Source organism: Caulobacter sp. NIBR2454, from assembly GCF_027474405.1.
Classification (GTDB): Bacteria; Pseudomonadota; Alphaproteobacteria; order Caulobacterales; family Caulobacteraceae; genus Caulobacter.
The window spans coordinates 1,140,062-1,151,723 of the sequence record NZ_CP114871.1 but is presented as its reverse complement, the minus strand read 5'-3'; the positions used below and the strand labels follow the sequence as shown (position 1 = coordinate 1,151,723).

At 66.4% G+C, this 11,662-nt stretch carries 11 protein-coding genes; 8 read left to right on the top strand and 3 right to left on the bottom strand.

The window, feature by feature from the left end:
* Nucleotides 1-64: 64 nt before the first annotated feature.
* From O5K31_RS05645 to O5K31_RS05630, 4 genes are all read left to right on the top strand, one after another.
* Nucleotides 65-1,615 carry a sensor histidine kinase gene (locus tag O5K31_RS05645; RefSeq protein ID WP_269716336.1) on the top strand — a complete coding sequence of 517 codons (1,551 nt, stop codon included), beginning with the start codon at nt 65-67 and terminating at the stop codon, nt 1,613-1,615.
* Nucleotides 1,612-2,253, top strand: a complete 642-nt coding sequence (locus O5K31_RS05640; protein WP_269716335.1) for a response regulator transcription factor — start codon at nt 1,612-1,614, stop codon at nt 2,251-2,253. The genes O5K31_RS05645 and O5K31_RS05640 overlap by 4 nt, the downstream gene beginning before the upstream one ends.
* A gap of 110 nt (nt 2,254-2,363) precedes the next feature.
* Complete coding sequence (locus O5K31_RS05635) at nt 2,364-2,735, top strand: response regulator transcription factor (RefSeq protein ID WP_269716334.1); 372 nt, start codon at nt 2,364-2,366, stop codon at nt 2,733-2,735.
* Between the two features lie 113 nt (nt 2,736-2,848).
* On the top strand, nt 2,849-4,285 hold the full coding sequence (locus O5K31_RS05630; RefSeq protein ID WP_269716333.1) for a coniferyl aldehyde dehydrogenase: 1,437 nt from the start codon (nt 2,849-2,851) through the stop codon (nt 4,283-4,285).
* Here O5K31_RS05630 and O5K31_RS05625 read toward each other — a convergent pair.
* On the bottom strand, nt 4,282-5,199 hold the full coding sequence (locus O5K31_RS05625; protein WP_269716332.1) for an NAD(P)H-dependent flavin oxidoreductase: 918 nt from the start codon (nt 5,197-5,199) through the stop codon (nt 4,282-4,284). The two genes, O5K31_RS05630 and O5K31_RS05625, sit on opposite strands and share 4 nt — an antisense overlap.
* Before the next feature lie 97 nt (nt 5,200-5,296).
* On the opposite strand from O5K31_RS05625, the gene O5K31_RS05620 reads away from it, so the two are divergent.
* Nucleotides 5,297-6,505, top strand: coding sequence for an acetyl-CoA C-acyltransferase (locus O5K31_RS05620; RefSeq protein ID WP_269716331.1), 1,209 nt, complete (start codon nt 5,297-5,299; stop codon nt 6,503-6,505).
* 21 nt (nt 6,506-6,526) lie between these two features.
* Here O5K31_RS05620 and O5K31_RS05615 read toward each other — a convergent pair whose 3' ends face one another.
* A complete protein-coding gene (locus tag O5K31_RS05615) occupies nt 6,527-7,450 on the bottom strand; it encodes a LysR family transcriptional regulator (protein ID WP_269716330.1) in 924 nt (307 codons plus the stop codon).
* Nucleotides 7,451-7,595: 145 nt separating this feature from the next.
* Here O5K31_RS05615 and O5K31_RS05610 point away from each other — a divergent pair, with 145 nt between their 5' ends.
* Together O5K31_RS05610 and O5K31_RS05605 are read left to right on the top strand one after the other, a co-directional pair.
* A complete protein-coding gene (locus O5K31_RS05610; RefSeq protein ID WP_269716329.1) occupies nt 7,596-7,925 on the top strand; it encodes a nuclear transport factor 2 family protein in 330 nt (109 codons plus the stop codon).
* Nucleotides 7,922-8,710: an SDR family oxidoreductase gene (locus tag O5K31_RS05605; RefSeq protein ID WP_269716328.1), complete on the top strand. Its 789-nt coding sequence runs from the start codon at nt 7,922-7,924 to the stop codon at nt 8,708-8,710. The genes O5K31_RS05610 and O5K31_RS05605 overlap by 4 nt, the downstream gene beginning before the upstream one ends.
* Nucleotides 8,711-8,769: 59 nt before the next feature.
* On the opposite strand, the gene O5K31_RS05600 is transcribed toward O5K31_RS05605, so the two are convergent.
* Nucleotides 8,770-9,243 carry an SgcJ/EcaC family oxidoreductase gene (locus O5K31_RS05600; RefSeq protein WP_269716327.1) on the bottom strand — a complete coding sequence of 158 codons (474 nt, stop codon included), beginning with the start codon at nt 9,241-9,243 and terminating at the stop codon, nt 8,770-8,772.
* 171 nt (nt 9,244-9,414) lie between these two features.
* Here O5K31_RS05600 and O5K31_RS05595 point away from each other — a divergent pair, with 171 nt between their 5' ends.
* Entirely contained in the window at nt 9,415-11,631 is a 2,217-nt protein-coding gene (locus tag O5K31_RS05595; RefSeq protein WP_269716326.1) for a TonB-dependent receptor, read from the top strand.
* Nucleotides 11,632-11,662 lie beyond the last annotated feature (31 nt).

The following is an 11,662-nucleotide window of genomic DNA, read 5'->3' as shown; positions in this document are numbered from 1 at the left end:
TCAGGTTGCGCCAGGACGGGGCGGCCGTCGGGCGCAAAGCCCCGGCCGCAAGGGGAGACGACAATTGACACCGCCGCACTCCGCCGCCGGCGGCGAACCGCGCCCATGGCCCGCTACGCCAGTGCGCATCGCCACTGCCGTCGCCCTGGCCGCGGCGATCTTCATCTTCGACACCTTCCGCGCCGAGACGTTCACTGTCGCCGTCCTCTACGTGGTGGTGATCATGCTCTCGATGACCTTCACGGGCACGCGCGGCGTGCTGATCGTTGGCGGCGCCTGCGGGGGCCTGACGCTCCTCAGCTATGGACTGGTCCACCACGGCGCCGTCGGCGGCGCCTTGGCGCGCTGCGCGGTGAGCCTGTCGGCCATCGCCATCACCACGACCCTCGCCGTCCGCTCGTTGCAGAGCACCGAAGCCCTGCGCGCACGGGAGCGCCGCTATCGGACGATCTTTGATTCCGCCGGCGCCATGCTGTGGGAGGAGGACTGGTCGCAAGTGCTTTCGCTTCTGCAGTCGCTGCGGACCCAGGGCGTCAGGGACCTGGCGCGGCACTTGGCGGATAACCCGCATATCATCGACGAGGCGTCCAGCAAGGCGCGCCTCATCGACGCCAACGAGGCCACGCTCAAGGTGCTCGCCGCGCCGGACAAGGCCTCGCTGCTGGCGGCGCAGGACGAGGTGCGGCAGGCGGCCACCAACGCCTTTTCCGAGATCCTCCAGGCCCTGTGGGAAGGGCGCGATCAGGTGCAGGCCGACACCTTCCTCAACACCCTCGACGGCCGCAGGATCGCCGTCCACTTTGTCCTCACCTTCCCCGCCGAAGGCCGCGAACAGGGTTGGGCGATGGGCAGCATCTTCGACGTCAGCGAGCGTAACCGGGCCCAGGAAGCCTTGATGGAGGCCCAGAGCGCCCTGGCCCACGTCAGCCGGGTGACCGCGCTTGGCGAACTGACCGCGTCGATCGCCCACGAGGTCAACCAGCCCCTCGCCGCCATCGTGACCAACGGCCAGGCCACCTTGCGCTTCCTCGATCTTGACCCGCCGCCCTTGGATGAAGTGCGTGAAGGCGTACGCCAGAGCGTGGCTGACGCCGACCGGGCCAGCGCCGTCGTGGCGCGGCTACGCGCCCTCGCCCGCAAGAGTCCGCGACAGACGGAGCCGGTCGATCTGGGCGTTCTGGTGGAGGAGACAGTCCGGCTTGTGGAGCGCCAGTGTTCGCAAAACCAGGTGACCATGGCGCTGGACCTTGCCCACGAAGGGCCTGGCCCGCTCGGCGACAGGATCGAGCTGCAGCAGGTCCTCCTGAACCTGATGCTGAATGGGGTACACGCCATGGAGGCCGTCGAAGGCCGCGAGCGGCGTCTGACGGTCTCAACCTGGCGCCGCGACGACCGGGCGGGCGTGTCCGTGACCGACACCGGCGTCGGCCTGGGCTCCGATGGCGCGATGCGCCTGTTCGACGCCTTCTATACGACCCGTCCAGACGGCCTGGGGATGGGGCTCTCCATCTGCCGTTCCATCGTCGAGACCCACGGCGGGCGGATCTGGGCTGGCGACAATCCAGAGCATGGCGCCACATTCAGCTTCGAACTGCCCGTCGGAGAAAGAGCATGAACGCGTCGCAGTCGTGCGTGCTGGTTGTGGACGACGACAACGCCCTGCGCGAGGCGCTCGGCAGGCTGTTTCGCAGCGTTGGCCTGTCCGCACAGTTGTTCAGCTCCGCCGCCGAGCTGATTCAAGCGCCCTTTCCCGACGGTCCGACCTGCCTTGTGCTGGACGTGCGTATGCCGGGCCTGAGCGGGCTCGACCTGCAGAGCCAGCTGTCGCGTCAGGGCCGCAACGTGCCGATCGTCTTTATGACAGGTCACGGCGACGTGCCCATGTCGGTGCAGGCCATGAAGGCCGGCGCCGTGGACTTTCTGTCCAAGCCCTTTCGCGATCAGGAGATGCTCGACGCCGTCACCGCGGCGCTGGAGCGCGATCGTGTCTCCCGCCGCCTGGAAGCCTCCATGGACGTGCTGCGCGCACGCTTTGAGACGCTGACGCCTCGGGAGCGCGAGGTCTTCGCCCTGGTCGCCCGCGGCTTGCTCAACAAGCAGATCGCCCACGAGCTGGGCCTTGCCGAGGTCACCGTTAAGATCCACCGGGGCAACATGATGCAGAAGCTGGGCGCCCGCGGCGTAGTCGATCTCATCGGCATGGCCGACGAGCTTGGCGTGCGACGCTTGCGGCGCGACGATGGGACGAGGTGATATCGACAGCGTCGGTTACGACCACAGTATGATATCTCCCAACGCGGCTTTGACGCATTCAGAGTGGGTCGCAGTCTTCTTCCCGCGGCGTTGATTGGTTGCGTGCCCCCGTGTCCCCCTCTCCGCTCATCTGCGTCATCGACGACGATCCATCCGTGCGCGCCGCCACCGGCCGCCTCCTTCGCTCGCTCGGGTACAGCGTCCAGCTGTTCGCTTCGGCCGAAGCCTGGTTGGACGACCCGACCGTCGCCGCCCCCGCCTGCATCGTCAGCGACGTGCAGATGCCCGGCATGAATGGCCTGGAGCTGCTAGCGCGGCTGAGGGGTGAAGGCCGCGCCACGCCCATCATTTTCGTCACTGCCTTCCCGGACGAACGGCGTCAAAGACAGGCGCTGGACGGCGGCGCGCTGGGCTTCCTGACCAAGCCGTTTGATCAGGCCGAGCTCGCTTCGTTGGTCGCCCTAGCGCTTGGCCACGGCTGAGCGTCCATCCCCAAGACCGGATTGACTGACCTAGCGGCGCCCGACCTTCACTGACAGGATAAGCGCGCCCACGTCGCTAAGAACATCCAAAGGGCGCTCGGGAGAAGACGCCAATGGACGCCAGCCTCACTGGTCCGATGACCGCCATCCTGGCCCGCCAGAAGGCCGCCCACCTGCGTGACGGCGCGCCGTCGGCGCAACTTCGGGCCGAGCGTATCGAACGCTGCATCGCCTTGCTGGTGGACCACCGCCGCGACATCGAGGACGCCGCCAATCAGGACTTCGGCGCCCGCTCGCGCGACGCCACCGCCTTCACCGACATCGCCGCCTCGATCGGCGCGCTCAAGCACGCCAAGGCGAACGTGGCCAAATGGATGCGGCCCGAGAAGCGTAAGACCACCCCGGCCATCCTGGGGCTGTTCGGCGCCAAGGCCGAGATCCACTTCCAGCCCAAGGGCGTAGTGGGGGTGATCAGCCCCTGGAACTTCCCCGTCAACCTGACTTTCGCGCCCCTGGCCGGCGTGCTGGCGGCGGGCAACCGGGCGATGATCAAGCCGTCCGAGCACACGCCCGCCACCTCCGCCCTGATGGCCCAGATGTTCGGCTCGGTGTTTTCGGAGGAAGAGGTCGCGGTGATCACCGGGGGACCTCAGATCGGCGAGGCGTTCACCCACCTCCCCTTCGACCACATCCTGTTCACCGGCGCGACCAGCATCGGCCGCCATGTGATGCGCGCGGCCGCCGAGAACCTCGTCCCCGTGACCCTGGAACTGGGCGGCAAGAGCCCTGTGATCTTGGGACGCTCCGCCGATATGGCCACCGCCGCCGCCAGGGTGATGAACGGCAAGACCCTGAACGCGGGCCAGATCTGTCTAGCGCCCGATTATGTGCTGGCGCCGCGCGACAGGCTGGACGCCTTTGTGGACGAGGCGACCAAGTCCGTCGCCCGCATGTTCCCGACCATCCGCGACAACCCCGACTACACCGCCCTCGTCTCCCAGCGGCACTACGACCGCATGCAGGGCTATCTGGACGACGCCCGCGCCAAGGGCGCGCGGGTGGTCGAGATCAACCCCGCCGGCGAGACCCTCTCGCAGCAGGAACATCGCAAGATCGCCCCGACCCTGATCATCGACCCCACCGACGACATGAAGGTCATGCAGGAGGAGATCTTCGGCCCGCTCCTGCCGGTGAAGACCTATGACCGGATCGACGAGGCGGTTGACTACATCAACGCCCACGACCGCCCGCTCGGCCTCTACTATTTCGGCGCCGATGCGGCCGAGCAGGACACGGTGCTGTCAGAAACCACCGCCGGCGGCGTCACGATCAACGATGTGATCTTCCATGTGGCGCAGGAGAACCTGCCCTTTGGCGGTGTCGGTCCGGCGGGCATGGGCAGCTATCACGGCGTGGACGGTTTCCGGGAATTCAGCCACCGCAAGTCGATCTTCACGCAGATCAAGAAGGACATCGGGCCGTTGAAGATGCTGCGCCCGCCCTACGGCGACGGCATGCGCAAGTACGTGGACGGCCAAATCAAGCGCTAGCCCGCGCGGCCGTATTCCGCCGCCAGGCCTTCGACAATCACGCCAAGCGGTTCGACGGCCTTGACCCCGCCCACCCCGTGGCCGGCCGACCAGACGTCGCGCCAGCGCTTGGCGGCGGCGTCTTCTGGCGCACCCAGGTTCATCTGCGCCTTCTCGCCCATCTGGTCGGGATCATAGCCGGCGGCGATCAGGCTGGGCCGCAGCCAGTTGGCGTAGGCGCCGGTCAGGGCCGCCGAGCAGACGATGTCCTCGGCCGTCGCCTCGATCAGCATCTGCTTGTAGGCGGGGTCAGCCAGGCTTTCGCCGCAGGCGATCAACCGCGTGCCCAGATAGGCGAAGTCTGCGCCCAGGGTCGCGGCGGCCCGGACCGCCTGGCCCGTGCCGATGCCGCCGCCCAGCACGATGATCCCGTCGAAAAACTCGCGCACCGCCGGAGCGAAGGCGAAGCCTGCGATCTGGCCGGTGTGACCACCCGCGCCCGCCGCGACCAGCACCAGTCCGTCCACCCCGATGGAGGCGGCCTTCCTGGCATGCTTGAGCGAATTGACGTCGGCCAGGACGATGCCGCCGTAGGACTGAACCGCCTGGACTATCGGCGCCGGGCTGCCCAGGGCGGTGATCACCACCGGAGGCTGATGCTTCATCACCAGCGCCATCTCGTCCCGCAGCCGGGCGTAGGTCGGATGGACCATGATATTCACCGCCCAGGCGGGACCGTCGGCCGGAATTTCCGCCTTGATGCGGATCATCCATTCGTCGAGCACGTCGAGGGTACGGGCGTTGTTGGCCGGGAAGGAGCCGATGATCCCCGCCCGGCAGGCGGCGATGGCCATGTCTGGGCCAGAGACCAGAAACATGGGCGCGGCGATGGCCGGAATGCGCAGACCCTGCTGAAGCTTCTCACGCGGCGTCAAAGGCGCTCTCCCCTTGTCAGGCGGTTCACCCGCCATGTAACTTGCGTTACGAGACTTACCAAGACGGCATGCAAGGCCGCAAGCGGGGAGACAGGAAATGACCGAGGTCTATGTCTATGACGCGGTGCGCACCCCGCGGGGCAAGGGCCGGCCAGGCGGCTCGCTTTCCACGATCCCGCCGGTGGAGCTCGTCGCTCAACTGGTGAAGGCGCTGGAGGCCCGCAACGGTCGTGAGGCGATCCATGCCGCCGGGGCCTTCATCCTGGGCTGCGTGACCCAAGTCGGCGCCCAGGGCGGGCACATCGCACTCGCTTCGCGCATTCGCGCCGACCTGCCCGACGACGTGCCGGTTCTGACCGTCAACAACTTCTGCGTCTCGGGCCTTTCGGCCGTTGCGGACGCTGCCCGGCGCGTGGCGTCCGGCGAGGCGGAGCTGGCCCTGGCCGGCGGCGTGGAGTCCATGTCCCAGGTCGAGTTCATGACCGACAAGGCCACCTACTACGCCGACATGGGGATGGCCTCAGCCATGGGCTGGTCGCCCGTGGGGGTCGCCGCCGATCTGCTGGCCACCACCGAGAACATCGACCGGGACGCCATGGACGCCGCCGTCCTGCGCTCGCATCAGCGCGCGGCGAAGGCCTGGGCGGATGGCCGCTATGCCGATCGGGTCGTGGCGATCACTCATCCGGACGGGGCCGTCGCCCTAGCCCATGACGAGAACATCCGTGATTTTGGCGACGGCGCGTCGCTCAAGAAGCTGCCGCCGGTATTCGCTCCCTTCGGCGCTGCTGGTTTCGACAACATCCTCCTAGCCCATCGTCCAGATGTGACCGAAGTCGCTCACCGCCACACCGTCGCCCACTGCCCGCCGATCTCTGACGGGGCGGCGATGATCCTGGTCGGCTCGAAGGCCGCAGGGGAACGCTGGGGTCTGACGCCGCTCGCCCGCATCCGTAGCGTGGCCGAAGCGGCGGGCGACCGCGTGATGCAACTGACCGCCGGCTTCACCGCTCTCGACAAGGCGCTGGATCGCGCGGGACTCGATCTGGGATCGGTCGGCGCCGTCGAGTTCATGGAGGCCTTCGCCGCCGTACCAGTGAAGTTGGAGCGCGACCGCTCGCCCGACATGGCCAAGCTCAACGTCAACGGTGGACACCTGGCCATGGGTCACCCCATGGGCGCCACCGGCGCGATCCTGCTGGGGACCCTGATCGACGTCATGCGCCAGACCAACGTGGAGACCGGCGTGGTCGCCGCCACCGGCGGGATCGGCGTCGGGGCGGCCATGGTGCTGGAGCGGACCTGACCGAATAAGCGCGCGGATCCCTTATCCGGCGACCGGCGAGGAAGGCCGCATTCGACCCAAGGCGTCGCCCGCTCCGCCGTGCCGGCGCGCGAAGTCCACGAACGCCTTGAAGGCGGCGGTCGGATTTCGCCGGCTTGGATAGTAGAGACTCAAAGGCGGCAAGGTGGGCGTCCAGTCTTCAAGAACCCGCACAAGGCGGCCTGCCTCGATGTCGTCTCGAACGTCCGATTCCATCGCCAGGGTTAGACCAACCGAAGCGAGGACGGCGGTGCGGGCAAGGCTCGCTTCATCGAGGGTGAGCGCGCCTTCGACATCGACATGAACTGACTGTCCGTCCTTCTCGAACGGCCAGCGGTAGATCGCGCCATTCGGCAATCGGACGCGCAAGCAAGAATGTCCGAGGAGGTCCTGGGGGACGATGGGTGTTCCCCGTGCTTCAAGATAGCTCGGCGAGCCGACAACGACATTGCGCCGGGCGAGCCCCAGCGGAAGAGCGATCATGTCCACAGGAACCAGGTCGGAGCTACGAACGCCGAAGTCGAAACCGCCCGCGACCACGTCCACCAGGCGACCCTCCGTGACAATGTCGATGTGGACCAGCGGGTGCTCCCGCTGGAACGGCAGGACGAGCGACGAGAAAATCTCCCGCGCGGCTGTCGGAAAGGCGTTGATACGCAGCGTGCCTGAGGGCGTCACCTGCCGGGAACGCGCGATGTTCATGGCCTCGTGGATGTCCCGCACAGCAGGCGCAACCTGCGCGACGAACTGTTCGCCCGCTTCCGTTAGGGAGACACTCCTCGTCGTCCGGTTGAAGAGCCGGACCCCGAGGGTGCGCTCCAGCTTGCCTACCGCGTTGCTGAGCGCGGTCGTCGACACGCCAAGCTCAAGCGCCGCCGTCCGGAACTTTCCGCGGCGCGCGACCGTCAGGACGGCATCCAGCTCCATCAGACCGCTCTGCCCCATTGTCCTGATTTCCGTGATGACACATCGCGATTTGTCCCGATTATCGCGCCGCATGTCCATCGCTAACTTGGCTTCATCAGAGTTGCAGCCAGCCAGAGCCGCGACCGCAGCCAAGAGGACAAGGACAATGTCGCTCGAACTTCCGCTTCCAATCGCAGACTATGTCGCGGCCAACGCACGGCTCGATATAGACGGCATGATGAAGCCCTTCGCCGCCGATGCCGTCCTGCTGGACAACGGCAAACGCTTCGCGGGCCAGGCAGAGATTCGCACCCTGCTCACGGAAATGGGGACCGACCTCAAAGCGATCTTCACCCCCGACACGATCCGTCACGACGATGGTCAGGTGGTCGTCGAAGGTCCGGCGCACGGCGATTTCAAGGGCAGCCCGATCCGCTTCACCTACCGCTTCGACCTCGACGGCGACGTCATCAAGGCCCTGGAGATCACGGCATGAGCGCCCCGGCGAATCCGCAAGAGTTCGCTGGCAAGCGCGTGCTCGTCAGCGGCGGGACCAAGGGTTTGGGCCGCGCCACCGTCGACCGCTTCCTGGCCGGCGGCGCGCGGGTCATCACCTCCGCCCGCGGAGCTCTTGACCCCATCGACGGCGTGGAATTCGTCCAAGCGGACCTGACGACGGCCGAAGGCGGTGAAGCCTTCGCCAAGGCGGCGCTCGATCGCTTGGGCGGCGTCGATATCCTGGTTCACGTGCTCGGCGGTTCGGCGACTCCGGGCGGCGGCTTCACAGCCCTGACGGACGAACACTGGCTTAGCGAACTGAACCTGAACCTTCTCGCGACGGTTCGTCTTGATCGCCTCCTCATCCCGCAGATGATCGAACGGGGCGCCGGGGCGGTGGTCCACGTCACCTCCATCCAGTCGGTCCTGCCTCTCCCGGACGCGACCACCGCCTATGCTGCGGCCAAGGCGGCGCTCCGGACCTACAGCAAGTCCATCTCCAAGGAACTCGGTCCCAAGGGCGTGCGGGTCAATACCCTGTCGCCCGGGTGGATCATGACCGAGGGGACCGGCGCGTTTCTCAAGCGCATCCAGGACGCCAACGGCGGCACGATCGAGGACGCCCGCCAACTGGTCCTGCACGGTCTCGGCGGCATTTCGATCGGTCGCGGAGCAGAACCCTTCGAGGTCGCCGAAGCCATCGCCTTCCTGGCCTCGGATCGCGCCTCTTCGATCCATGGATCGGAACTCACCGTCGATGGCGGAACGGTTCCGACCGTCTGACAGCAAAGCGGCCCCGACGTCCGCGCCGAGGAGCGGGCGCCGGGACCAGCCGATCTCGCCTAGTGCGTGAAGTCGCCCTTCACGCCCATTTCCGACAGCAGTTGGGCGCGGTCGTAATACTCACGCCATTCCTTGATGCGGCCGCCGCTGAATTCCATCACGCCGACCACCGGCACATCACCCTTGTGCCCCTTGTAGGAAAAGCGGTCGACGCGCTCGAGGAAGACGACCCCGTTGATGACGCCAAGATTGCGGGTGTCCAGAACGACGCCGCCGGCGTCCACACCCGCGCCCAGGCCCGCGATCCGCTGGTAGATCGCCTCACGGCCCTTCACCGGTTCGACCATCATCGAATGCAGGACGCCATCTTCGGTGAAGAGGTCGGCCACCTTGCGCCAGTTTTGATCTTTCCAGGCGGCGATCATCTCATTGACCACCGCCAGCTTGGCCGCGTCATCGGCAGGGGCCGCGCTTGCCGGCGCAGCCAGAGCCATCGCCAAAACCGCCGCACCCATGGCCAGCATCGCCTTCATGATCGTCTCCCTAACTCGTTTATAGTCTCGTTATGAAAGTTATGAGCGACGAAGGCCGCGCCTGTCAAATGCGGGCTCTCCTAGTCACTATCTTGACAAGACCCACAACCCGGCGGAAGACTTTCTTAAAGCGACCCACCAAGGCGTCGCATAGAACATTAGGGGGACTAGATGACGCGTAACCGTATGGGACGGCTGTCGCTTTGCGCCGCATCGGCCGCTGCGGCCCTGACCGCCGGGGCCAGCTCAAACGCTTTCGCCCAGGCTGGCCAGATCGAAGAAGTGATCGTTACCGCCCGCAAGACCGAAGAGAACCTGCAGTCGGTTCCCGTGGCCGTCACCGCCATCGGCGCTGAGGCTCTGAAGGCCGGAGCCATCACCGACCTGTCTCAGATCGCCTCCCGCATTCCGAGCTTCACCTACCAGCAGCAGAACTCCATGGAGTCGGAGATGTTCATCCGCGGGGTGGGCTCGGTACGCCTGAACGGCGCCACCGCCGACCCCTCGATCGGCACCTTCCTGGACGAGGTCTATATCGGCCGTCGCGGCTCGGCCACGCCGCCGATCTTCGATCTGGCCCGCGTGGAAGTGCTGCGCGGTCCGCAAGGCACCCTGTTCGGCAAGAACATCGTCGGCGGGGCAATCAGCCTGATCACCGCCAAGCCCGAACACGTCGTGGGCGGCAGCGGCTCAATCTCCTATGGCAACTACAACGCCATCACCACCCAGGCCCACATCACCGGCCCCCTGAGCGACACCGCCGCGATCCGTATCGCGCTCTATCAGAACAGCCATGACGGCTACGCCAAGAACATCGTCACCGGCCAGGACCTGGAAGACCTGGAATCCTACGCCGGACGCATTTCCGTCAGCTGGGACCCGTCCGAGACCTTCCGTGTCCTGGTGACGGCCGATATCAGCAGCGATGAGGGCGGCGGTCCTTCGCGCCATGCGGTGGACGATCCGACCCGAGCCGGCTTTGGGTTCATCACCCCCAACCTGCGCTCGCAAGATCCGCGCACCAACGAGTCGCCCTATCCGCAATACGCGCGGCGCAACACGCGCGGCCTCACCGCCCGAGCCGACTGGGATCTGGGCGACTACACGCTCACCTACGTGTCGGCTGTCCGCGAGGGCGAGGGCCGCAACCGCTGGACCCAGGCCGGCGCTGGATCGCCTCCGTCGATCACCGACTCGACGCTCACCCAGGCCGAGGACTATCGCGGCATCACCCAGGAACTGCGCCTGGCGTCTCCCCGCGCGTCCCGGCTGCGCTGGCTGGCTGGCCTCTACTACCTGAACGAAGAAACCGACCGCTCGTCGCGTAACACCGCCAAGTCTTATCTGCCCGGCGGCGCAGGCAGCACGCGCGACAGCCTGGACGGCGACAACATCTTCATCGGCAATGGCCAGTCCAAGAACTACGCGGTGTTCGGCGAGGCCAACTTCGACATCACCGAGGACCTGACCTTCACGGTCGGCGGCCGCTACACCAAGGACGAAAAATCGTTCACCTCCCGCGCCGAGATCATCAGCCTGGGTCCGGTCGGCCTGCCCAACACCCTGTCACCCTCGCCCCTGCTGGCGCCCTACAGCATCGGCGTCGGCAAGGACTGGTCGGAGTTCACGCCCAAGTTCTCGCTCGACTGGAAGATGTCGCCCGGCAAGCTGCTCTACGCCTCGGCCTCGAAGGGCTTCAAGGGCGGCGGTTGGCAGGGCGCGGCGGCCAATGCGGCCGGGGCCGCCAAGCCTTACGAGCCTGAAACCGCCTGGAACTACGAAGGCGGCCTGAAGACCGACTGGTTCGACCGTCGCCTGCGCGTCAACATCGCGGCCTTCTACACCAGCTTCAAGGACTTGCAGGTCGAGCTGCTGGACGACGTCAACCTGACTCTGGTGATCGCCAACGCCGCCAACGCCAAGATCAAGGGCGTCGAGGTCGAGACCCAGGCTCAGCTGACGCGCTCGTTCAGCATCTTCGCTTCGGGCTCGTTGCTCGACGCCAAGTACGACGACTACATCGACCCGCTGCGCGGCATCAACTACGGCGGCAACAAGATCCAGCGCACGCCCGACTACCAGTTCAACGTCGGCGCTGACTGGCGTCACGAGGTGGCCTCGGACTACGAGCTGGCGGCCCATATCGAGTACAGCTACCAGGACGACATCTTCTGGGGTCCCGAAGAGACCAACATGGAGGACGGTTACGGCCAGCTGGACGCGCGCATCAGCTTTGGCCGCCAGGATCGTGGCTGGAACGTCGCCGTCTTCGGCAAGAACCTGACCGACAAGCTCTATCGCTCCAGCATCATCCCGTTCGTGGGCGATGAGGTTTCGCTGTTTGGGCCGCCGCGCACCTACGGCGTGCGCCTTTCGGGTCGCTTCTGAGCAAGGCGTGGGGCGGCCGCGACGGCCGCCC